Source organism: Mycolicibacterium confluentis (genome assembly GCF_010729895.1).
In the GTDB taxonomy this organism is placed as follows: domain Bacteria; phylum Actinomycetota; class Actinomycetes; order Mycobacteriales; family Mycobacteriaceae; genus Mycobacterium; species Mycobacterium confluentis.
Genome location: NZ_AP022612.1, coordinates 2,394,210 through 2,413,843 on the forward strand (window position 1 = coordinate 2,394,210; position 19,634 = coordinate 2,413,843).

The 19,634-nt window shown below is 67.0% G+C and carries 28 protein-coding genes; 9 read left to right on the top strand and 19 right to left on the bottom strand.

Going from position 1 to position 19,634, the window contains the following annotated elements; all coding sequences use genetic code 11:
- Positions 1 to 2: 2 nt before the first annotated feature.
- Both G6N34_RS11055 and G6N34_RS11060 read right to left on the bottom strand, forming a co-directional pair.
- Entirely contained in the window at positions 3 to 656 is a 654-nt protein-coding gene (locus G6N34_RS11055; RefSeq protein ID WP_085150975.1) for a DJ-1/PfpI family protein, read from the bottom strand.
- Positions 657 to 736: 80 nt separating this feature from the next.
- Positions 737 to 1,405: an HD domain-containing protein gene (locus G6N34_RS11060; protein WP_085150976.1), complete on the bottom strand. Its 669-nt coding sequence runs from the start codon at positions 1,403 to 1,405 to the stop codon at positions 737 to 739.
- A 131-nt stretch (positions 1,406 to 1,536) separates the two neighbouring features.
- On the opposite strand from G6N34_RS11060, the gene G6N34_RS11065 reads away from it, so the two are divergent.
- Positions 1,537 to 2,802, top strand: a complete 1,266-nt coding sequence (locus G6N34_RS11065) for an FAD-dependent oxidoreductase (protein WP_264016973.1) — start codon at positions 1,537 to 1,539, stop codon at positions 2,800 to 2,802.
- A gap of 10 nt (positions 2,803 to 2,812) precedes the next feature.
- A complete protein-coding gene (locus tag G6N34_RS11070) occupies positions 2,813 to 3,376 on the top strand; it encodes a hypothetical protein (protein WP_085150978.1) in 564 nt (187 codons plus the stop codon).
- Between the two features lie 7 nt (positions 3,377 to 3,383).
- Here G6N34_RS11070 and G6N34_RS27600 read toward each other — a convergent pair whose 3' ends face one another.
- Positions 3,384 to 3,542: a hypothetical protein gene (locus tag G6N34_RS27600; RefSeq protein ID WP_165763645.1), complete on the bottom strand. Its 159-nt coding sequence runs from the start codon at positions 3,540 to 3,542 to the stop codon at positions 3,384 to 3,386.
- A 127-nt stretch (positions 3,543 to 3,669) separates the two neighbouring features.
- On the opposite strand from G6N34_RS27600, the gene G6N34_RS11075 reads away from it, so the two are divergent.
- The 3 genes from G6N34_RS11075 (at position 3,670) to katG (ending at position 7,171) form a co-directional block, all read left to right on the top strand.
- Positions 3,670 to 4,314 carry a dihydrofolate reductase family protein gene (locus tag G6N34_RS11075; protein ID WP_085150979.1) on the top strand — a complete coding sequence of 215 codons (645 nt, stop codon included), beginning with the start codon at positions 3,670 to 3,672 and terminating at the stop codon, positions 4,312 to 4,314.
- Between the two features lie 135 nt (positions 4,315 to 4,449).
- On the top strand, positions 4,450 to 4,881 hold the full coding sequence (locus G6N34_RS11080) for a Fur family transcriptional regulator (protein ID WP_085150980.1): 432 nt from the start codon (positions 4,450 to 4,452) through the stop codon (positions 4,879 to 4,881).
- Positions 4,882 to 4,912: 31 nt separating this feature from the next.
- A complete protein-coding gene (katG, locus tag G6N34_RS11085) occupies positions 4,913 to 7,171 on the top strand; it encodes a catalase/peroxidase HPI (protein ID WP_085150981.1) in 2,259 nt (752 codons plus the stop codon).
- A gap of 7 nt (positions 7,172 to 7,178) precedes the next feature.
- On the opposite strand, the gene G6N34_RS11090 is transcribed toward katG, so the two are convergent.
- The gene (locus G6N34_RS11090) at positions 7,179 to 7,661 is read right to left on the bottom strand and encodes a MarR family winged helix-turn-helix transcriptional regulator (protein ID WP_085150982.1); all 483 of its coding nucleotides are present in this window, start codon (positions 7,659 to 7,661) and stop codon (positions 7,179 to 7,181) included.
- A 72-nt stretch (positions 7,662 to 7,733) separates the two neighbouring features.
- Here G6N34_RS11090 and G6N34_RS11095 point away from each other — a divergent pair, with 72 nt between their 5' ends.
- The gene (locus G6N34_RS11095) at positions 7,734 to 8,858 is read left to right on the top strand and encodes an FUSC family protein (RefSeq protein ID WP_085150983.1); all 1,125 of its coding nucleotides are present in this window, start codon (positions 7,734 to 7,736) and stop codon (positions 8,856 to 8,858) included.
- 170 nt (positions 8,859 to 9,028) lie between these two features.
- On the opposite strand, the gene G6N34_RS28455 is transcribed toward G6N34_RS11095, so the two are convergent.
- The 3 genes from G6N34_RS28455 to G6N34_RS11110 form a co-directional block, all read right to left on the bottom strand.
- The gene (locus tag G6N34_RS28455) at positions 9,029 to 9,241 is read right to left on the bottom strand and encodes a class I SAM-dependent methyltransferase (protein WP_085150984.1); all 213 of its coding nucleotides are present in this window, start codon (positions 9,239 to 9,241) and stop codon (positions 9,029 to 9,031) included.
- Positions 9,238 to 9,858: an FKBP-type peptidyl-prolyl cis-trans isomerase gene (locus tag G6N34_RS11105; RefSeq protein ID WP_179965743.1), complete on the bottom strand. Its 621-nt coding sequence runs from the start codon at positions 9,856 to 9,858 to the stop codon at positions 9,238 to 9,240. The genes G6N34_RS28455 and G6N34_RS11105 overlap by 4 nt, the downstream gene beginning before the upstream one ends.
- Positions 9,859 to 9,919: 61 nt before the next feature.
- Positions 9,920 to 10,057, bottom strand: coding sequence for a hypothetical protein (locus tag G6N34_RS11110; protein ID WP_234812824.1), 138 nt, complete (start codon positions 10,055 to 10,057; stop codon positions 9,920 to 9,922).
- Positions 10,058 to 10,139: 82 nt separating this feature from the next.
- Here G6N34_RS11110 and G6N34_RS11115 point away from each other — a divergent pair, with 82 nt between their 5' ends.
- Together G6N34_RS11115 and G6N34_RS28275 are read left to right on the top strand one after the other, a co-directional pair.
- On the top strand, positions 10,140 to 10,322 hold the full coding sequence (locus G6N34_RS11115) for a hypothetical protein (protein WP_085150985.1): 183 nt from the start codon (positions 10,140 to 10,142) through the stop codon (positions 10,320 to 10,322).
- Between the two features lie 75 nt (positions 10,323 to 10,397).
- Complete coding sequence (locus G6N34_RS28275; protein WP_264016974.1) at positions 10,398 to 10,523, top strand: hypothetical protein; 126 nt, start codon at positions 10,398 to 10,400, stop codon at positions 10,521 to 10,523.
- Between the two features lie 12 nt (positions 10,524 to 10,535).
- On the opposite strand, the gene G6N34_RS11120 is transcribed toward G6N34_RS28275, so the two are convergent.
- The 4 genes from G6N34_RS11120 to G6N34_RS11135 form a co-directional block, all read right to left on the bottom strand.
- The gene (locus tag G6N34_RS11120; RefSeq protein ID WP_085150986.1) at positions 10,536 to 11,138 is read right to left on the bottom strand and encodes a methyltransferase family protein; all 603 of its coding nucleotides are present in this window, start codon (positions 11,136 to 11,138) and stop codon (positions 10,536 to 10,538) included.
- Between the two features lie 49 nt (positions 11,139 to 11,187).
- A complete protein-coding gene (locus tag G6N34_RS11125; protein WP_085150987.1) occupies positions 11,188 to 12,888 on the bottom strand; it encodes a hydroxysqualene dehydroxylase in 1,701 nt (566 codons plus the stop codon).
- Positions 12,889 to 12,890: 2 nt separating this feature from the next.
- The gene (locus tag G6N34_RS11130) at positions 12,891 to 13,388 is read right to left on the bottom strand and encodes an AbfB domain-containing protein (protein ID WP_085150988.1); all 498 of its coding nucleotides are present in this window, start codon (positions 13,386 to 13,388) and stop codon (positions 12,891 to 12,893) included.
- A 102-nt stretch (positions 13,389 to 13,490) separates the two neighbouring features.
- Positions 13,491 to 14,441: an alpha/beta fold hydrolase gene (locus G6N34_RS11135; protein WP_085150989.1), complete on the bottom strand. Its 951-nt coding sequence runs from the start codon at positions 14,439 to 14,441 to the stop codon at positions 13,491 to 13,493.
- A 149-nt stretch (positions 14,442 to 14,590) separates the two neighbouring features.
- Here G6N34_RS11135 and G6N34_RS11140 point away from each other — a divergent pair, with 149 nt between their 5' ends.
- Positions 14,591 to 15,427 (top strand): enoyl-CoA hydratase/isomerase family protein, encoded by an 837-nt coding sequence (locus G6N34_RS11140; protein ID WP_085150990.1) that lies wholly within the window; start codon positions 14,591 to 14,593, stop codon positions 15,425 to 15,427.
- A gap of 15 nt (positions 15,428 to 15,442) precedes the next feature.
- On the opposite strand, the gene G6N34_RS11145 is transcribed toward G6N34_RS11140, so the two are convergent.
- The 8 genes from G6N34_RS11145 to G6N34_RS11180 form a co-directional block, all read right to left on the bottom strand.
- Positions 15,443 to 15,880, bottom strand: a complete 438-nt coding sequence (locus tag G6N34_RS11145; RefSeq protein ID WP_085150991.1) for a hypothetical protein — start codon at positions 15,878 to 15,880, stop codon at positions 15,443 to 15,445.
- A gap of 31 nt (positions 15,881 to 15,911) precedes the next feature.
- A complete protein-coding gene (locus tag G6N34_RS11150) occupies positions 15,912 to 16,502 on the bottom strand; it encodes an ATPase (RefSeq protein WP_085150992.1) in 591 nt (196 codons plus the stop codon).
- 22 nt (positions 16,503 to 16,524) lie between these two features.
- A complete protein-coding gene (locus tag G6N34_RS11155; protein WP_085150993.1) occupies positions 16,525 to 16,914 on the bottom strand; it encodes a TA system antitoxin ParD family protein in 390 nt (129 codons plus the stop codon).
- A gap of 75 nt (positions 16,915 to 16,989) precedes the next feature.
- Positions 16,990 to 17,769 (bottom strand): methanethiol S-methyltransferase, encoded by a 780-nt coding sequence (gene mddA, locus G6N34_RS11160; protein ID WP_085150994.1) that lies wholly within the window; start codon positions 17,767 to 17,769, stop codon positions 16,990 to 16,992.
- A gap of 114 nt (positions 17,770 to 17,883) precedes the next feature.
- Positions 17,884 to 18,354: an SRPBCC domain-containing protein gene (locus tag G6N34_RS11165; protein WP_085150995.1), complete on the bottom strand. Its 471-nt coding sequence runs from the start codon at positions 18,352 to 18,354 to the stop codon at positions 17,884 to 17,886.
- The gene (locus G6N34_RS11170) at positions 18,351 to 18,692 is read right to left on the bottom strand and encodes an ArsR/SmtB family transcription factor (protein ID WP_085150996.1); all 342 of its coding nucleotides are present in this window, start codon (positions 18,690 to 18,692) and stop codon (positions 18,351 to 18,353) included. Before G6N34_RS11170 ends, G6N34_RS11165 begins: the two co-directional genes overlap by 4 nt.
- A gap of 186 nt (positions 18,693 to 18,878) precedes the next feature.
- A complete protein-coding gene (locus tag G6N34_RS11175) occupies positions 18,879 to 19,178 on the bottom strand; it encodes a thiamine-binding protein (protein WP_085150997.1) in 300 nt (99 codons plus the stop codon).
- A gap of 6 nt (positions 19,179 to 19,184) precedes the next feature.
- Positions 19,185 to 19,574, bottom strand: a complete 390-nt coding sequence (locus G6N34_RS11180; RefSeq protein WP_085150998.1) for a PPOX class F420-dependent oxidoreductase — start codon at positions 19,572 to 19,574, stop codon at positions 19,185 to 19,187.
- Positions 19,575 to 19,634 lie beyond the last annotated feature (60 nt).

Consider the following 19,634-nt stretch of genomic DNA (forward strand, 5'->3'; position numbering starts at 1 on the left):
CGTCATGACGCCTTGGGTTCGCGGCCGCTGTTGGTCCAGACGGTGCCCCGCCTCTCGTAGGCGAACAGTGTCTCGACCGCGAGAGCGACGCGGGGCCCATAGCTGCGCTCGAGCAGATGCAGGGCCAGGTCCAGGCCTGAGGTCACGCCGCCTGCGGTGACGAGGTCGCCGTCGTCGACGACGCGGGCGGGCACCACCACGGATCCGGTGGCCGCCAGCACATCGACGCCCAGATGGTGAGTGGTGGCAGATCTGCCCTCGAGTAGGCCGGCCATCGCCAGGGCAAGCGATCCGCCACACACCGTGGCCACTGTGATGGCAGGGTTCTCCATCGCCTGCCGCATCAGCGGGATCGCATCCGTGGTGCCGAATCGCGCCAGCAGCACCGGAATGGTCGCGACCTCATCCGGGTCGCCGTCGGTGGGTCCCGACGCTCCGGGGACGATCACGTAGCCGGGCTTCGTCGGATCGAGGCGGTCGGTGGCCTGCAGGGTGAGTCCACGGGAACCGCTGACGACGGGACGCGGGCCCTCGGCGGACACCAGTTCGACGTCGAGTTCGCCGCCGACGGCGTCGCTGCCGGCCACGAGCACTTCGAATGGGGCGATGACGTCGAGCGGATCGAATCCGTCGAACAACACAATCTGGGCGTGCATGGACCCATCGTCCGGTACCCGGGTCTGTGGCAACAGTGGCCAGAAGGACATCTTTCGCCGGTTTCTTGCCATCCCGCGTGTCAGGAGGTCAGCCGTCGGGAGGCGGGCCGATCGCCCCACCCCGAGTTCTCGATGACGTCGAAGAACCCGACCGACTCGCCGTTGAGCACCTCGTGCAGATGGGCGGGAAACGAGAACGGCGGTGCTTTCGTCGGATTGGATCGACTGCCCTCGGCGATGAGGTCGGCGATCGCGTAGCCGAGGTCGTATCGGGGCCAATCCGCGTGCACTCGGTCGGCGAATCCAGGCGAGAGCAGTCCCTTGTCCAGGCCGTTGATGTCGAGACTGATGCCGAAGAATGAGACGGACTGCTCGACGCCGAAGCGGTCGGCGAGGCCGACGCTCGTGTGCAGGGCGATCGACTGCCACACCGTTGTCACGCGGTCCTCGGACAGGCCGTTGGCGCGCAGGAACGATGCGGCGGCGTCCGCCCCGTCGACCTCAAAGCGCTGAGCACCCGCGCCGATATCGGTGATCCCCAGGTCATGCAGAAGGCACGCGAGGTAGACGATCTCCTCGTCGTAGTCGACGCCCGCGCGCATCCCTTTGGCTGCGGCGATCTCGCGGGCGAAGAGGTGGCTGCGCACGCAGTGGCCCGCGATCGCCGGGGTGGCGGCGTCGAAGAGTAATTGCCTTGCGGCTGAACATATGTCGGAGTCGGGAAGATTCCACGGCGATGTCGTTGTCATGGCCCCACCGTGCCCGACGGACGTCGCAGCCAACAGTGGCGAGAAGGCCAGGATGCGCCAGGATCTGGACACTGATGTGTAATCTTCGCCCCGAAGTCCGTCCGTCGCACGTTCCAGAGGGAAGAACCGCAGTGACCCGTACCGAATCGACCACCTGCGCCATCGCGGGAGGCGGCCCCGCCGGGATGGTGCTCGGCCTGCTGCTCGCTCGCGCCGGGGTCAAGGTCACGGTGTTCGAGAAGCACGCCGACTTCCTGCGCGACTTCCGCGGCGACACCGTCCATCCGGTCACCCTGCGCCTGCTGGAGGAACTGGGGCTGTACCAGGAGTTCGAGGCCATTCCGCACACCAGGATGGAGAGTGCCGAGTTCACGGTCGGCGGTCGCAAGGTCACCGTGGCCGACTTCGGACGGCTCAACCTGCCCCACCGCTATATGGCGTTGGTGCCGCAGTGGGACCTGCTCGATCTGCTCGCCGACGCCGCACAGCGCGAACCCACCTTCACACTGCGGCTGAGCACCAAGGTCACAGGCCTGCTGTGGGAGAACGGCGTGGTAGCCGGGGTCCGATATGAAGGCCCCGACGGAGCGGGCGAGCTGCGTGCCGACCTGACGGTGGCCTGCGACGGGCGCACCTCGGACGTGCGAAACGCAGCAGGACTGATCCCCAGGGAGTTCCCCGTCCCATTCGATGTCGGCTGGTTCCGCATCGACCGGATAGTCGAAGCCAAATATCAACTGATACCGCGTCTTTCACCAGACCTGGCGCTCATCCTGATCCCTCGCGAGGGCTACTTCCAGGCCGGCTGCTTCCTTCCGAAGGGCGGCGTGACGCAGTTGCACGCCCGCGGCTTCGACACGTTCCGTTCACAGGTGGCCGCACTGGTGCCCGAGGCCTCAGTCGATCGCCTCGCCTCATGGGACGACGTCAAGGTGCTTGACGTCCGGGTCAACCGCCTGCACCGCTGGCACCGTCCGGGTCTGCTGTGCATCGGCGACGCCGCCCACGCGATGTCGCCGGTGGGCGGGGTGGGCGTGAACCTGGCCATCGCGGACGCGGTCGCCACGGCGCGAATCCTGGCCGACCCGCTTCGACGCGGACGCGTGCGAGACGAGGACCTGCGGGCCGTACAGCGTCGTCGACAGATACCCGCGGTGGTCACCCAGGCCGTCCAACGCGCAATGCATCGCCGACTCGCCCCCGTCATCCTGTCCGGCAGGATCCCGCATCTGCCGCCCGCTGTCGAACGTGTCGCCGGGGCAGTGCTGTCGAGGTTCCCGGGACTGTCGAAGGTGCCCGCTTACCTTGTCGGCGTCGGACCTCTGCCGGAGCACGCGCCGGAGTTCGCACGCAGGAGCCCCATCGAACGAGATGACGACGAGCGCAGCACCCGCTAGCCTTGCCCGAATGACCTCACGAGATCGCGCCACGCAGTCGGGCAGGACGGCTCGGCTGTCGTTCGCGAGCCTGATCCTGGCTGGTGGGGCGCTGGCCTTCGCGGCTCCCGCATGGGCGGAGCCCGAACCCGCGCCGGGAGTGCCCGTGGTCAACGCCGACGAAGGCCTGGTCGGACCCCCTCCGGCACCTCCGGTCGGACCGCCGCCGGTGCCCGAGATGGCCAACCCGGGCTACGGCCAGGGGGAAACGCCGGGAGCATTCGGCTACCTGCGTGACCTCTGGCAGACGGCTCGCAGTGGCGACCCCCGAGGCCTGATGGCCGGACCGCCCCCGAGTTCGCCCCCGCCGCCGCCGGGAGCCGGTCCCGCGCCCGCGCTTCCGCCCGGCTTCGTGTCGTTGAACGCGCCCGAATCCACCACGTCATCGACCGTTCGCAGTTCTGACGAGCCGGTCTCCGGGCCGCCGCTGCCGCCCGGCTATCACTCCCTGAACGGTCCGCCGCCTCCCGGGTGGTACGACACGCCGCCGCCGGACCCGAACGCCGGGCTCATTCCGATCCCGCCGCCGCAGTGATCGCGGCCTAAGTCCGCTCTTCCTGGCTTCGGCTGGGTTCGGCGATCTCGGGCGCCACTTCGCGCGTCGCCATGCCGCCCTTGCCGCCCTGGTCGGTGGGACCGGGTGCGGGGGGATCCTCGCCGGGTTCTGGACCCGTGGAATCCTCGCGTCTGTGTCTTCCCATCGCGGTTCCCTTCTCCGTGCGGACGGGGGAGGATAGTCAGGGCCGCGGCGATTGAAACGCGCTCTCGCGATGAGTCGTGGCGCCGTCCTGGGTCTGTACATGTGAAGTCCAGACCCAGGAGGAACACGTGGCACAGCTGCTCAAAGTCCAGAACTTCAATGTCTCTCGGGACGGTTTCGGCGCAGGGGAGCACCAAAGCCTCGCCCGCCCATTCGGCCACGTCGACCCCGAGACGATGTTCGCCTGGGCCGGGGCGACTGCCAGCTGGCCCAACCGCACGGAGCCCGGCGGAAGTCGGGGTCTCGACGACTATCTCACCCGAGACTTCGCCAACAACATCGGCGCTGAGATCATGGGACGCAACAAGTTCGGGCCTCAACGGGGGCCCTGGCTCGACCACGAATGGCTGGGGTGGTGGGGTGACGAACCGCCGTTCCACACCCCGGTGTTCGTGATGACCCATCATGAGCGTCCGTCGTTCACTCTGTCAGACACCACGTTCCACTTCGTCGATGCGGACCCGGCCCACGTTCTCGACCGCGCGAAAGACGCCGCGTGCGGCCGGGATGTACGACTCGGCGGTGGGGCGAGCATCATCCGCTCGTTCCTCGACCTCGACCTCGTCGACACCCTGCACGTCGCGGTCTCGCCGGTCGAGATCGGCTCCGGGTCGCGCCTCTGGGAGTCGCCCGACGAACTTCGCGACCGGTTCCATGTCGATGTGGTCCCGAGCCCCAGCGGAGTCACCCACTACCTGTTCTGGCGGCGGTGAGGGCGCCGCACTACCCCGTCACGCCCCATTTCAAACCCGAATATCGAACCATATTCGACTTCGTGGAACTGTTGGGCGGCAACGAATTTCAGTAAAGGCTTGATACCCTCCAGCTTGCGGTCCACACTCGAATGGATGGCTGACGGCCTCGAATTCACAGGTAAGTTGCGGGCGGCCGGACTCCGGGTCACCCGGCCTAGGCTCGCGGTGCTGCACGCGGTGAGCGAGTATCCCCACGCCGACACGGAGACCGTGATTCGGGCCGCACGCACCCATGTGCCCGATGTCTCGCACCAGACGGTGTACGACGCGCTCAACGCCCTGACCGCGGCGGGCCTGATCCGCCGCATCCAACCGAGCGGATCGCTCGCGCGTTACGAGACTCGAGTCGGCGACAACCACCACCACGTGGTGTGTCGCTCCTGCGGAACCATCGCCGACGTCGACTGCGCTGTCGGTGAGGCTCCGTGCCTGACGGCCTCCGAGGACCGGGGGTTCGAGATCGACGAGGCCGAGGTCATCTACTGGGGACTGTGTCCCGCATGTTCAGCCGTCCGAAGTTCCTGATCACCCGTGATCGCAGCCCGGTCACCCCTCGATGAAAGGCAAGAACGTGACTGACACCTCCGATGCCCGACCCCCGCACTCCGACGCCGGCACTAGCAGCGGCAGTGAGTCGGAGAACCCGGTGATCGACTCCCCGAAACCGAAGGCGCATGGGCCGCTGACCAATAAGGACTGGTGGCCCGAACAGGTCGACGTGTCAGTGCTGCATCGCCAACCGGCCAAGGGCAATCCGCTCGGTGCGGACTTCAGGTACAAAGACGAGTTTCAGAAGCTCGACGTCGAGGCGCTGCGCGCCGACATGCTCGAGTTGATGACGTCGTCTCAGGACTGGTGGCCCGCCGACTACGGCAGCTATGCCGGTCTGTTCATCCGAATGAGCTGGCACTCGGCCGGCACGTACCGCATCCACGACGGCCGGGGTGGTGGCGGTCAGGGCGCCCAGCGCTTCGCTCCCATCAACAGCTGGCCCGACAACGTCAGCCTGGACAAGTCGCGCCGACTGCTGTGGCCCCTCAAGCAGAAGTACGGCAACAAGATCTCCTGGGCGGATCTGATCGTGTACGCCGGCAACGTCGCCCTGGAGTCCGCGGGGTTCAAGACGTTCGGCTTCGGCTTCGGCCGCGACGACATCTTTGAGCCCGAAGAGGTCCTCTTCGGACAGGAGGACACCTGGCTGGGCACCGACAAGCGGTACGGCGGCACCAACGACTCCGACCGCAAGCTCGCCGAGCCCTTCGGCGCCACCACCATGGGTCTGATCTATGTGAATCCCGAAGGGCCCGAGGGTAAACCGGATCCGCTGGCCGCAGCTCACGACATCCGCGAGACGTTCGCCCGGATGGCCATGAACGACGAGGAGACGGCCGCGCTGATCGTCGGCGGCCACACGCTGGGCAAGACGCACGGCGCCGGTGACGGTGATCTGGTCGGACCCGAGCCGGAGGCCGCGCCCATCGAGCAGCAGGGGCTGGGCTGGAAGTGTGCGTTCGGCTCGGGCAAGGGTCCCGACACCATCACCAGTGGGCTCGAGGTCGTCTGGACCACCACGCCGACCAAGTGGAGCAACAGCTACCTCGAGATCCTGTACGGCTACGAGTGGGAACTGACCAAGAGCCCCGGTGACGCGTGGCAGTACGAGGCCAAGGACGCCGAGCCGATCATCCCCGATCCGTTCGGTGGACCCCCGCGCAAGCCGACGATGCTGGTCACCGACGTCTCGATGCGGGTCGACCCGATCTACGGTCCGATCACCCGGCGATGGCTCGACCATCCCGAGGAGCTCAACGTGGCCTTCGCGAAGGCCTGGTACAAGCTGCTGCACCGCGATATGGGACCGATCAGCCGCTACCTCGGGCCGTGGGTGGCTGAGCCGCAGCTGTGGCAGGACCCGGTGCCCGCAGTCGACCACCCGCTGGTCGACGAGCAGGACGTCAAGGGGCTCAAGGCGACGGTGCTCGACTCCGGGTTGTCGGTGCCGCAGCTGGTCAAGACCGCATGGGCTTCGGCTGCGAGTTTCCGGGGCACTGACAAACGCGGCGGCGCGAACGGGGCGCGGCTGCGTCTGGAACCGCAGCGCAACTGGGAGGTCAACGAGCCGTCCGAACTGGCCAAGGTGCTGCCGGTTCTCGAACGCATCCAGCAGGACTTCAACTCCTCGGCCTCCGGCGGCAAGAAGATCTCCTTGGCGGACCTGATCGTGTTGGCGGGCTCCGCTGCGATCGAGAAGGCCGCCAAGGACGGCGGGTACGAGATTGATGTGCACTTCGCGCCGGGACGCACCGACGCCTCACAGGCCGAGACCGACGTCGACTCGTTCGCGGTGCTGGAGACGCAGGCCGACGGGTTCCGCAACTACTTCCGGCCCGGGGAGAAGGCGCAGCTGGAGCAGCTGTTGGTGGACAAGGCGTATTTCCTTGACCTCACCGCTCCCGAGATGACCGTGCTGCTGGGTGGTCTGCGCGCGTTGGGTGCCAATCACGGCGGCAGCAAGCACGGTGTCTTCACCGACCGGCCGGGGACGTTGAGCAACGACTTCTTCCGCAATCTGCTCGATATGAGCACGGAGTGGAAGCCGTCGGGCCTTACCGAGAACGTCTACGAGGGCCGTGACCGCGCGACGGGACAGACGAGGTGGACCGCCACCGCGAACGACCTTGTGTTCGGCTCGAACTCGGTGCTGCGCGCTGTCGCCGAGGTCTACGCCCAGGACGACAACGGCGGCAAGTTCGTCGAGGACTTCGTCGCGGCGTGGGTCAAGGTGATGAACAACGATCGGTTCGACCTGGACTGAGCGGCCGTCAATCGCCGAGGGCCGCGCAGACCTTTCGCAGGAGGCCGGCGAGCGTCTCGCGCTCGTCGGCGGTGAGTCCGGCGATCAGCTGTTCGTCGTCCGCCAGGCGGCGGGGCAGCTGCTCGTCGACGACGGTCCGGCCGTCGTCGGTCAGGGCCAGCAGTACCACCCGGCCGTCGCGGTCGGACTTCTGCCGATCAAGCAGGCCCCGCCGGACGAGGCCGTCGGTGAGCTTGGTGATCGACGCCCCGCTGAGCATCGTGGTCGAGACGACTTCACTGGCGCGGAGGGGGCGGCCGGCCCGGGCCAGGGCGCTGAGAACGTTGAACTCCGAGCGGCTGATGCCATGGGGCTCGAGATTGGCGTCGAGGCGGTGGTTGCAGATCGACGCGATCCGCTGGATGCGTCCGAGGACCTCGATGGGCGCGGTGTCGACGTGTGGATGGGTCTGCACCCATTCGCGGCGGATCTGGTCGACGGTGTCGGTCACGGGACGATGATAAGCCCAAATAGTTCACTAGTAAATTAGTGATAAAATTTCTCGGTGCTTGTCTCGCCCGTCATGACCCGCTTTGACCACGGCTGGACCGCGCTTCGACACGCAGTGTCCGCCGACGCGCGGCGCGGGGTGCTCCGCACCGACGTGCGCAGGGCGGGTTTCGCGGTTCCTCTGCGGGTCGGACTGGCAGTGACCCTGGTGTTTGTCGTCGGCGGCCTGCTCGGTCAGCGCGATGTTGTCGGCTTCGCCGCGTTGGGGGCGCTCGTCTCGGCGTTCTGCCGCCCGGACCCGTACCCCGTCCGCTTGGGCCGACTCCTCGTTCTGGGTGTCGGAATCACGACGGCGATCGGCATCGGCGCCGTGCTGGGAGTGGGTGCATGCCCCGTCGTCGTGGAGGTCGCGGTCATCTCCGTGCTGGCCGGTGCCGCCGCGTATCTGGTGTGGTCACTGCACATCGTGGGGCCCGGTGCGGTGGTGTTTATGTTCGGCGCCGTCGGGGCGCAGAGTTTTGCCCACGACACTGGTGATGTGGCGCGGGCCGTCGCCGTGACCGCCGCTGGGGCGGTGATCGGTGTGGTTGCCGCCATGGCCCCGTGGTTCTTCGTGCTGGCTTGGCGGGCAATCACCGGTGCGTCCGGATCAACGGAATCACCAGCGGTGCAACGTGAATCGATCTGGGTGACGCTTCGTCGAGCTCCTCATCGCAGCCTGGCGGCGCGGGCCGTGCGGGTCGGCCTCGCGGGTGCGGCGGGTGCCGCCATCGCGATCGGCCTCGGCTTGGACCATCCGATGTGGGCCGCCATGGGCGCCGTCGCCACGATGCAGGGAATCGGCTATCACGTCGCGATCCACCGAGGCATCCAGCGCCTGCTCGGCAATGTCGGCGGTGCGCTGCTGGCCGCCGCGCTGCTGGCGTTGCCGCTGGGTTACTGGGGCGCTGTGGTGGCGATCGTTGTCTTCCAGGTCGCGGCGGAGATCGCCTCGACGGTCAACTACGCGCTGACCTCAGTGGCGGTGACGCCGATGGCACTGCTGCTCACCGGGCTTGGGGCCGGACTGGCACCGCACGTCGCGCTCGACCGCGTCCTGGACACCGGCGTCGGGATCGTCACCGGCATCGTGACCGCCGCAGTCACGATCAGCGTGGCAGACGCCAAGCAGTTGCCGCAGGCGGCCCAGGCTCACTGAGGCCGGACCGCGCCGCGTGCGGCCCACGCAGTCGCGCGCAGAGTGGGCCTTCCTCCGACGGCGACAGGCAGTCCCGCAGCCGAGACTTGAGCGCTTCCCTCTGCGGGTCCGTCAGCGAAGCGGTGAAGGCCCCGGCAGGTCCCTGCCCGCCGAGGAATCCCTGCCAGTAGTCATCGAATGAGGTGAACGGCATCTCGATGTCCAGCGGCCGGGAAGGCCAGCGTCTGCGCGTCGGCGAGCACGAAGCGCACGCGTGCGTCATCGACGTGGTCACGCGCGTAGTCGATGTAGTGCGGCGCGGGGTCGACGCCGGTGACGCGGACGCCGGGAACATCGAGCGCCGCACGGGTCAGCGCACCGGTGCCCGAGCCGACGCGAGTCAGCTGGTGGCGTCGAGAATCTTGATCGCGAAGACCAGCGAGTCGCCCGGCTGGATTCCGGCACGCGGCTGACCCTCGGGGTAACCGTCGGCCGAGGTCATCGCGACCGCGACGGTCGACCCGACGTTCTGGCCGGCGATGGCCTTCTGGAAACCCGGCACAACGCCGGTGAGCGGGAAGTCGACCGGTGCGCCGCGGTCGTAACTGCTGTCGAACACCGACCCGTCACGGCCGTTGACACCCATGTAGCAGACCAGGACCGTGGCCGTATCGGCCACGACGGGACCGTCGCCGGGCTTGAGCGTCTGAACCTGGGTCTCGGTCACGCTGAACGGCCCGTCGACCGTGACCAGTGGTGCCGTGGTGTCGGTGGACCCGGTGACCGCGACGTTGCCGGTGGTGCCCGCCAGCGTCCACTCGGGTGTGCCGCCGCTCGCGGGCGCAGCCGTGGGGCAGGCGCTGGCGGCGGCGGGTGTCTCGGTGGAGACCAGCTCGGCGGCCGATGAGGACGTGGCCGATGCTGCGTTTTCCTTGTCGGATCCGCAGGCGGCGAGCGACATGGTCAATGCTGCGGCACAGGCCGCGAGCGCGACGGGCGAAGACACACGGGAGAAGTTCACGGCCGCCACGCTACAGGCGTGACGTCGCGCCGTTTCGGAGTCGCAGGGTTCGGCGTGTGTGTCAGGTACGCGAACTGGGGCTCGGCAGCCGTCGGTCGAGGTCGATCAGGCGCTGGGTGTCCTCGTAGAAGTCGCGCTGTTCGACGATCCTGCCCCAGCGGGTGCACACCCATAGCGCCTTCTGATTGGAGTAGACCACCTCGTCGGCACCCTGAGGGGCGGACGCTCCTAGCCGCCCGGCTATTGTTCGGAGTCGATCAACATCCCAGGGAGGGGCAGTAATGGCGCCAGAGCAGGAACTCACCGTCGGCCAGAAGATCAAAGTCGGCTTCCAGGCTGCAGGCGCCTTCGCCCGCAACCCGAAGGCTTTGGTCGCGCTGGTGAAGTATCAGCTCGCGCAGCGCAAGCAGGCCAAGGCCCAGCCCGAGGCCGGAACTCCGGAGGCCGGCGCCCCCGAGGTGTGATCGCCGCGCGTTGGCGCGGGTAGCCGATTACTCATGCGGAGTGCCGCAAGTCCCCACACTGATGGACTCGTCGAAGTGGTCTCGTCTGTGATGGGGGAGGGCTGGGATCAGCAGTCCGCCGGTCGCGTGGGCGGGTACTCGTTGGGCGCCTACTGTCCTGACCTGTTGGGCCAGTGGGCCAAGGCCGTCGACGAACTCTGACAGTCCCTGCCCTCAGTTGCGCCCCATGCCGGGAACGAAGCGCCCCACCGACGCGCGGTAGTCGCGGTAGGCCTGGCCGTGGGTGTGAAGCAGATACGGCTCTTCGACGACACGCACCTGAAGCTCGATCGTCGCCAGCAGCACGGCAAAACCAGTGAGCGCCAGTGGGTTTGGTGTCATCAGGGCGACGCCGGCGGCGAAGATCAGCATCGCCGTGAAGATCGGATTTCGTACCACGCCGAACACCCCGTGTCGGACCAATGTTGTGGTCTCGCCGGGATCGACGCCGATGCGCCAGGATTCACCCATATCCCGCTGGGCGTAGAGCGTCGCCGCGATTCCGGCAACGGCCAGTGCGGTACCGAAGCCCTGGAGCCACGGTGTGTGCAGGGCCGCGACGGGCGTGAGGACGCCGAGCAGCTGCAGCGCGGGGGCGGCGACTCCCACGACGATCGCGGCGATGAAGCCGGCGCCGGCGCACCACTCCAGCGATCCGGGTTTTCCGTAGATGCCGCGGAATCCCGTTGAGCCGGTGTGCCTGTACTGGGTCCAGCTGCGCCAGCCGAAGCCGAGTGCACCGAAGACCAGGTAGAGAATCAGGGCTGCGATGGCCATGAGGCCGACTATACATCGAAATATGTACTATTGGAACGGTGTGCGGCACTTAACGAATGCGCCGGGACGCCGCGAGCAGGCCGCGGGCAATCGGTCCACTCGGTTGCAGTTCGCCATCGGCGCTGACCCGCACTGGCGCCTTCGCCGCCCGCCGGCCCGCGCGCCACCGCAGCCGGTCCAGGGCGCGGAACGGTGCCAGCGCGGCCGGTTCCCGCAGCGTCCACAGCCGACACGGCGGCGAGTCCGAGCGGGTCGCGGCGAGGATGCCGTTGACTGCCCGCCGCGCCGCTTCGTTGGCACCCTCCATGGTCGCCAGATCCGTGTGTGTCCGAACGAAGTCGGCCGCCAGGAAGAAGTTCGGGATTCGCGTGACCGCCTCCGGGCGGTCCTGCCATGAGCCCGCGGTGTTGACGAGCAGCGGTTCGAGGTTGGTGGCCGCAGCCGGGTTCGGGAACTCGATCGCCGGATCCAGAAACCAGGTGACCACGTTGTCCTCGTCCAGCGAACCGTCATCGATGTGGTCGATCAGTTGGCCCCACACCTCGGCGCGGATCTCCTCTTTTGAACATGCCATCGCCACCTTTCCGGTCCGTCGGCCGGGCCGGTCCCACTCCGAGACATCCACCGAGAGAATGCCTTCCACACGTCCGTCGCCACGCTCGGTGAGGTCGACGTCGGGCCAGAACTGTGCCTGCGAGATCGCGGTCAGCGCCCACTCGGAGTCGATGAAGATCGCGTGCCCATGCTCAAGGGGTACATCTTGGTCGAGGTAGAACATCACGCCGTTCATCCAGCGCACGACCAGTCGCGGCAGCGCGGCCAGTCGAGGCTCAGCGCGGCGAAGGGCGGGGGAGAGCAGCAGCCGCAACCGCTCGACCGGCAGCGCCGCCACATAGTGATCGGCGATGATCCGTTCTGAGCCACCCGATCCCGAGATCGTCACGCCCGTGATCCGGCGGCCGTCGCAGTCGATTCCAGCCACCTCACGGTCGTTCCGGAAGACCACGCCGGAGCGTTTCAGATGGGCGATCCACGGGTCGATCCAGACCTCGCTCGTCGGGCCGTCCAGGACGCGGTCGACCCGCCCACCGACGCGCACGAGGTCGAAAAGCAGCTGGCAGAGGGTCAACCCACCCGTGCGGGCCGACATCTCACGGGCCCGCGCGGCGACGAGGGTACGCGTCAGGCCGTCGGCGAGGAACTTCTGGAACGCCGGCGAGCGCTGCTCGGCGCCGGTGTAGTCCCACCAACTCATCTTTTCCCACTGCTCGAGGCGCCGCTCGTCGCAGGAGGTGAGCAGCGTGAGGAGCCTTTCCGAGAACAGTGCCAATTCCGCTGGCGGAACGCCGACTTCAGCACCGAACTGGTGGAGGAATCGGATCATGACCGCGAGGTCGTCGAATGACGTGGGCGCCTGTGAGGCGCTGACCAGTTCGTTGCGGCCGTCCGCCTGCGCCAGCAGGATCCGCGTCGCGGACACCAGATGGTCAGCCACGTTCTGCGAACCATCCGGAATCCGTGACATCGTGTCGGGCAGATGCCGGTAGAAGCCGGGGAAGAAGCGGAATCCGTGTTCGGCGGGCAGATGCTCTCGGCCACCGGTGCCCGAGTCGGGCACCGGCATCGAGCGGGCCTTCCCGCCGAAATCCTCCCGCTTCTCGTACACGGTCACCGCGAAGCCGCGTTCGATGAGTTCGTGCGCGGCACTCAGTCCACCGACACCGCCGCCCAACACCGCCACCGATGTCATGTCTATTGATTCTGCGCGTTGAGCGGGTTGGTCATCCTGAAGGTCGCTGCCTGGAAGTCGTCGGGAGTCACCGCTCGCTGGGCGAACAGTTGGAAGTTCCTCTGCACGATGTAGATGTCGCTCGACTCCGCCCAACGGAAGGAGACCTGGTTCGGGTCGATGAGTCCCTTTTCGAGAATGAAGGTCGAATCTCGCAGAACTTCGGCTTTGCGCTCCGGGTCCACGATGCCGTCAAAGAACTTCTCGTGTATGCGGTTTCCGTCGAAGGTGGCGATCATCGTCAGGAACCCGGGAGGGGTGGAGCCGCGCCGCAGTTGGCCCTTCTGGCCGAATCCGCCGAACGTCCCGCCGGGGCCCAGCACCAGCCCTGAGCCCGTCCAGTTGATCGTCGCGTCCTCGCGGTCCTGATCGGTGGCGATAGTGGCGATGTCGGCGAAGCCGCCTCGCAGGACGACGAAGTGGTCTTGGAACTTGTTCGAGAACAGCGAGATCAATGTCATGGTGCACCTCCGTGCGTTGTGGTCAACCGCGTACCGGTCGAGTGTCAGTTCTGGACACTCTGCGACCGCGCGTAATCCACTACCCGAACGGATGGGGCGCGATCAGACGCCCGCGCGGAACTCCTCGACGACCCGCTCGATCGCGTCGACCACCAGGCTCGGGTTGTACAGGTAGATGTCGTGGCCGCTGTCGGTGGCGGTGATCAGTTCCACTCCAAGGGATGTCGCCAGGCGATCCTGGCCTGCCCGCCAGTCCTCGAAGGTGACCTGCTCGGAACTCAACGACTCCGGTGGCAGCAGGTCGGTGCGCCAGGGCTTGTCGACCGCCAGCGCCACAGCGGGTATCGCCGGCATCGCGGGCGCCGCGTCGATCTGCTGGAACGCATCGATGACCCGGACTCCTTCGGCGACCTGTGGTGAGGTCGCCGCATTGCTGGCGTCCCAGTTGTCGAGTTGGGCGGGGCTGATGACATCGGCCATGTGTTCGCTCAGCGCGTCCACCATCACCAGGCCTGCCACCTTCTCCGGTTGGGTTCGGGTGAACAGCGTGGCCACGACCCCCGAATAGGAGTGTGCGACGAGGACAGAGGGCCCCTCGGCCCCGACGGCGGTGAGCAGGGCATCGAGGTCTGCCACGTCCAGGTCCACGGAGTGCGGTTGGCTGCGGGGTGTGGTGAGGTCGGCGCCCTCGAAGCGGACGTCAGGCCGGTCGTAGGCGCAGACGCGGGTGAACCGCGCGGCCGACGGCAGCACGGCGTCCTGGCTGCGGATGAGTTCGCCGAATCCCCAGGGCAGGTCGTCGCCTGGGCTGTCGTGGGCGGGGTCGTCGGGGGCGAGCACCTGCAACCAGTCCTCGGCTCCGTTGCCTTTGCCGGACATCAGGATCACCGTCGGCGAGCCGGTCCCGCGGCACGCGACGAACATGCTGCGGCCCGCTCCGATGTCGACCGCCCCGGTGACGTCGCCGACGACAGCGTCAGCGGCGGGGGCCGGGTACAGACCTGCGACCACCAGCATTGCGCAGATCGCCGTCGTCAGGGATCGGCGGCTCATCCTGAATCGGCTCCCCGTCGTCGGCGGTCTCAGCGCGCAGCCTAGCCGCGATCCGCCCGCGCCGAACAGAATCCGCTCACACACTGTCAACCGTGTGAGGTGCGCGTACGTTCGAATCTGTCTCTGTCGTGGTCAGAGGGAGCGAGCGGATGAAAACGGATCAATGGAGCCATTTTTCAGTCACCGCGGACGATGAGCGACTCTGGCGGGTGACGTTCGACAACCCGCCGATCAACCTCGTGACCCCGGAGATGCTCGTCGAACTGCCCGAGCTGATCGATGAGATGACTGCGGCACGGGAGCTGCGGGTGGTGGTGTTCGACTCGGCCAATCCGCACTATTTCCTGAACCACTACGACACCTCGCGCGTCGCGGAGACCCCGAAGGATCTGGGGGTGACTGGTTATCCGCTGACGATCGACACCAGCACGCGACTGACGCACCTTCCTGTGGCGTCGATCGCCAAGATCCGGGGACGGGTGCGCGGAATCGGCAGCGAGCTGACCCTTGCGATGGACATGAGGTTCGCGAGCGAACGTGCGCTGTTCGGCCAACCCGAGACGGCCAGTGGAAACCTGCCCGGAGGTGGTGGGCTGGAGCATCTTCCGCGCCTGATGGGACGGGCTCGGGCGTTGGAGGTGGCGCTGTCGAGCGACGACTACCCGGGTCAACTGGCCGAGCGGTATGGGTGGGTGAACCGCGCCGTCGACGACAAGGACCTCGACACGTTCGTCGACACCCTCGCCCACCGGATCGCCTCCTATGACAAGGAATCCATCGCGGCGGTGAAGCAGCAGATCAACCGACACACCGCGCCGTCACCGGAGGACATGCTGTCCTCGCTGGAGATCTACATGTCGTCGTTCCAGTGGCCAGGCTCCAAGCGCCGAAGCGCAGCGGCACTGGCCGCCGGACGCAATCAACCCGGCGACTACGAGATGCGCATGGGCCACCACCTGGGTCGCCCGCTGGACACCGACACCTGAGCGCCGCCGCCGGTGCTACGCCGTGATCCGCATTTCGGCACCCGGGTGTGAACTCAGGGTGACGACGACCGTGCCACGGCCCGTATCGAAGGTGGAGTTGGCGTAGCCGATGAACCCGTAGTGCCCGTCGATCGTCGACACCGCGGTGATGTCCCCGCGTCCAGTGGCTCCCGTGTCCAGGTTCCGCCACTCGGCCGCGACGGTGAGCGAGCAGGAACCGTCGTAGACGCCGGCGTCGTAGTGGATCGCGACGCGGACACCGTCGTCGACCCGATTGCCGATCTGGACCGGCGTCGCCTGGGCCTCGGCGCTGACGGTGCCGCCGCACGTGGGGGAGGCGACCACCGGCACGGACTCGAGTTGCGCAAACGCGTCGGCCTGGGCTGTGGGCAGGGCCAACAAGGGCGCCGTCAGGGCGGCGGCGAGCACACCACCCACGCGGAACAAGGTCATGTTTCTGATATCGGTGGGCACCGTGGTGGCGTTAGCGGGCGCCGGCAGCAGGCCATCGACTGACCAGCTCCTCGGATGCCCACGTCGGCCACTTCGCAGCGCCGATGACCGCGCCCGCCGTGAACTGCGCGACGATGCGGGGCCCCTCGCGCCGGGAGTTGTCGTAGACAGTGGCGCTGTCCGCCATGGGAATCGCTTCGGCCACCAACTGCCACAGTCGGCGGTGTCGTTCGCGGATCTTGTCCTCGGGGACGTCGTGACCGCCGTGGAGGACTCGCCGCTTTACGCGCTCGACGGCGAGATCCTCCGGAATCAGCACCACATGCAGGGCGACGGTGTAGCCCGCATTGTGGGCCGAGCGGATCAGGTCCAGCTTTGACGGATGGGAGAAGACGGTCTCGGCGATGAACGACGCTCCGGCCTCGATGAGCTTGGCGCGGGTGTCTGCCGCGACGCGCGCCGCGTCGTAGGCGTGCCCGAGGGGGTCGTCGGGCCAACGCTGTTTTGCGATCTCGTCGGCGTTGACGAACACGCTGCGCGGCAACACCGGCGCCAAGGTGAACGCGATGAACGTCGACTTGCCAGCGCCGTTCGGGCCGACAACGAGGTCGAGCCGTTTCACCGGCGCCCCGCGAAGTCAGGAGTCATCGGTCGGAGTCGACCACCGCGGTGGTGCCGTCGGGACGGTACTCGACGATCTCGCCGTCGTCGTTGAGCGCCACCGTCGTGATGCCCCGCGCCGACAGGGTGTCCCCGTAGTTGGTGGTGGACAGGGACTCCTCGATGGCGGCCGAGATCTCCGCGTTGAACACCAGACCCTCGTCCTCGGACAGGTCGTTGGTGTCCAGGCGGCCGGCCAGCGCGGCCTCGACTCGATGGCGCGAAGCCGTCTGATGGCTTGACACTGCGCGGCCCACCCGGGCCCAATGATCGAGTTGCTGCTTGGCCGACCGGCTCTGGCGGGCCCCCTCGGCAGCGGCGCTGTCCATCAGGTCGGCGGCGACCCTGGTGACGCGATCGGCGACGTTCGTCATATCCGCACCTCCTGTTGTAGCAGTATGCTACGCCTTGTAGCAGGATGCTACAAGGCGTAGGCCAGCGACTGCCCGCTATCGGTGGCCGGCAGGGGTGATCGTGCCACCAGCCAGGGGCGCCTTCCGGCGACGCGCCGGTCGAGGAATGAGCATGGGCACCGTCTGCCGGTAGGCCGCATAGCGGGATCCCAACGACGCCAGCAGGTCACGCTCTTCAAGTTGCAACGCGATGAGGATGTAGCCCGTCGTGACCGAGGCGAACAGCAGGTGCCCGGCCGTCATGGTGGGGGCAGCCCAGAAGGCGATGAGAAATCCCAGCATCAGCGGGTGCCGCACCACGCGGTAGAACAGGGTGGCCTGGAATCCGGTCTCGGCCTCAGGCTGTGCCCGCCAGGCCGCCAGCACCTGACGCAGCCCAAAGAGCTCAAAGTGATTGATCATGAAGGTCGCGGCGAGCACGATCGCCCACCCGGCCCAGAACAGCACCCACACCGCGAGGCGGGCGGGTTGGTTCTGCACGTCCCAGACGACGTGGGGGATTGTCCGCCACTGCCAGAACAGCAGAGCGAGGACCAGGCTGGCCAGGAGCACGTAGGTGCTGCGTTCAATCGCCGGCGGTACGTAGCGCGTCCACCACCGTTTGAACGCCGGACGGGCCATCACGCTGTGCTGCACGGCGAACAGGGTCAGAAGGGCGAGGTTGACGAGCAGCGCCTGCAGAAGTGGCGCGTCGACGGCATTGTCGATGCTGCGCGGCACCGCCACATTGCCGACGAATCCAATGGCGTAGAGGAACACCACCAGGAAGAACAGGTAGCAGACGGCGCCGTAGCCGACGGCGAGAACGCGAGTCATAGTGGTCATGACTCATGGTTGAACGGTCCGGCGATCCGACACATGGGGCAAGTGCCTCAATTGTGTGCGCTCAGCGAGTGTGCAGCCGATGGCCGGGGGACTGCCGAGCCGGCCTCAATGCGAGTGTTCCGCGAATCGCGCGAGTTGGTCGGCGACGGTTCCCCAGCCCTCGGCGAAGCCGAGTTCTGCGTGTCTGGCTGCGGCGACGGGGTCCTTGTGGCGTGCGGTGATGCGGTAGTCGGTGCCGTCAGCGTGGTCACGCATGGTGATCTCGGCGGTCATCGCAATGGGAGCTGGGTTCGCCGGGCGCCACCTACTGTCGACGGCGTTGGTGAGCACCAAGCGTTGGAATTCCTCCACCAACAGGAAACACGCATCCATATGAGGGACGAACGCGATGCCGTCGTCACTCATCTGCGTCACAAAGGCGCCGCCCGGGCGGACCTCCAGACGATCGACGCGACACAGCGTGGGCGACGGTATCCACCACTGCGCCAGGTTGGCCGGTTCGGTCCACGCTTCCCATACGGCCTTGCGGGGCGCGCGGATGATCCGCTCGATGCTGAGGTCGAGTTCGGGGTTCACGGCTGTTCTCCTCCTTGGGTTTTGGTGACGAACTGCTCCAACCGGTCAGTGCGCTCCAGCCAGGTGCGACGCTGCTGCGACAGCCAGTCGTCGACGACCGTGAACCGGTCCCGGTTGAGGTTGCAGGTGCGTACCCGCCCGACCTTCGTCGTGTGAATCAAGCCGGTCGACTCCAGCATTCGCAGGTGCTTCATGAACGACGGCAGCGTCATCGTGGCCTCGCTGGCCAGGTCGCCGACACTCGCCGGCCCGCGACCGAGTTGGTCGATCACGGCCCGTCTGGTCGGATCCGCCAGTGCCAGAAACACCCCGTCCAGCTCAACTGAATACTGTGCCACATGGCTAAGTATCGGCCAGGACAATACTTAGCGCAAGGGCTAACTGTTGTTGCGGGGCGGTGGGGTCGGGGACGAGTCGACGAAACCGATACCCGTGGAGAAGAACTCGGGCAGGGCGATGATCCGTGCTCCCGCCCGACCCGCCTCGTCGGCGAGTCGTTCGCACGACGAGGCTACGAATCATCGCTACTCGCGCAGCGCGTCCTCGATGCGTTCGACCTTGGCAGTGAGCTGGTCGGTGTATCCCGGTCGGATGTCGGCCTTGAGCACCAGGCTGACTCGCGGCGAGGCGGCCGCGACGGCGTCCACGGCCTGTTTGACCACCGCCATCACCTCGTCCCAGTCGCCTTCGATGTTGGTGAACATGGCGTTGGTTTCGTTGGGCAGTCCGGATGCTCGGACTACGCGGATTGCCTCGGCGACCGCCGCGCCGACGCTGCCGTCGTGATCGCCGCCCGATGGGCTGACGCTGAATGCGACGAGCATGGTCGGCTACTGCTTGCTGAAAGCGGTCGGGCGCACCACGAGGATGACGCGGTCGGCCTTGTCGGCGGGCGGTTCGGTCAGCGGTCCGTCGTACCGGTCGTTGAGTTGAAGGTAGAACGCGCCCGTCGGGTCGGGCACGATGTCCTCCACAACGCCGCGCACCTCGAGGTAGCGGTACGGGTTGTCGGGGTCGATGACCGACATCGCCACTGTGGGATTGGCCGCGATGTTGCGGTACTTCTGTCGCTTGTTGGTGTGGGTGAACCGCAACACCTCGCCATCCCAGGCGAACCACATCGCGTTCACCTGAGGGGTGCTGTCGGGGCGGACGGTGGCGAGATGCCCGTACAGCGGGCGGTCGAGCAGGGATTCATAGCCCTCGGGTACGGCGACCATGGCGATCCTCTCGGTGAGTGACGGCGTCTACGCAGTTCTACCGGAGTTGCCCGGGAGAGG

Bases quoted from the DNA above. Each gene is read 5' to 3' on its own strand.
- G6N34_RS11055 (WP_085150975.1), bottom strand. From the start codon at position 656: ATGCACGCCCAGATTGTGTTGTTCGACGGATTCGATCCGCTCGACGTC.
- G6N34_RS11060 (WP_085150976.1), bottom strand. From the start codon at position 1,405: ATGACAACGACATCGCCGTGGAATCTTCCCGACTCCGACATATGTTCA.
- G6N34_RS11070 (WP_085150978.1), top strand. From the start codon at position 2,813: ATGACCTCACGAGATCGCGCCACGCAGTCGGGCAGGACGGCTCGGCTG.
- G6N34_RS27600 (WP_165763645.1), bottom strand. From the start codon at position 3,542: ATGGGAAGACACAGACGCGAGGATTCCACGGGTCCAGAACCCGGCGAG.
- G6N34_RS11080 (WP_085150980.1), top strand. From the start codon at position 4,450: ATGGCTGACGGCCTCGAATTCACAGGTAAGTTGCGGGCGGCCGGACTC.
- katG (WP_085150981.1), top strand. From the start codon at position 4,913: ATGAAAGGCAAGAACGTGACTGACACCTCCGATGCCCGACCCCCGCAC.
- G6N34_RS11095 (WP_085150983.1), top strand. From the start codon at position 7,734: ATGACCCGCTTTGACCACGGCTGGACCGCGCTTCGACACGCAGTGTCC.
- G6N34_RS11115 (WP_085150985.1), top strand. From the start codon at position 10,140: ATGGCGCCAGAGCAGGAACTCACCGTCGGCCAGAAGATCAAAGTCGGC.
- G6N34_RS11120 (WP_085150986.1), bottom strand. From the start codon at position 11,138: ATGGCCATCGCAGCCCTGATTCTCTACCTGGTCTTCGGTGCACTCGGC.
- G6N34_RS11125 (WP_085150987.1), bottom strand. From the start codon at position 12,888: ATGACATCGGTGGCGGTGTTGGGCGGCGGTGTCGGTGGACTGAGTGCC.
- G6N34_RS11130 (WP_085150988.1), bottom strand. From the start codon at position 13,388: ATGACATTGATCTCGCTGTTCTCGAACAAGTTCCAAGACCACTTCGTC.
- G6N34_RS11135 (WP_085150989.1), bottom strand. From the start codon at position 14,441: ATGAGCCGCCGATCCCTGACGACGGCGATCTGCGCAATGCTGGTGGTC.
- G6N34_RS11140 (WP_085150990.1), top strand. From the start codon at position 14,591: ATGAAAACGGATCAATGGAGCCATTTTTCAGTCACCGCGGACGATGAG.
- G6N34_RS11145 (WP_085150991.1), bottom strand. From the start codon at position 15,880: ATGACCTTGTTCCGCGTGGGTGGTGTGCTCGCCGCCGCCCTGACGGCG.
- G6N34_RS11155 (WP_085150993.1), bottom strand. From the start codon at position 16,914: ATGACGAACGTCGCCGATCGCGTCACCAGGGTCGCCGCCGACCTGATG.
- mddA (WP_085150994.1), bottom strand. From the start codon at position 17,769: ATGACTCGCGTTCTCGCCGTCGGCTACGGCGCCGTCTGCTACCTGTTC.
- G6N34_RS11175 (WP_085150997.1), bottom strand. From the start codon at position 19,178: ATGCTCGTCGCATTCAGCGTCAGCCCATCGGGCGGCGATCACGACGGC.
- G6N34_RS11180 (WP_085150998.1), bottom strand. From the start codon at position 19,574: ATGGTCGCCGTACCCGAGGGCTATGAATCCCTGCTCGACCGCCCGCTG.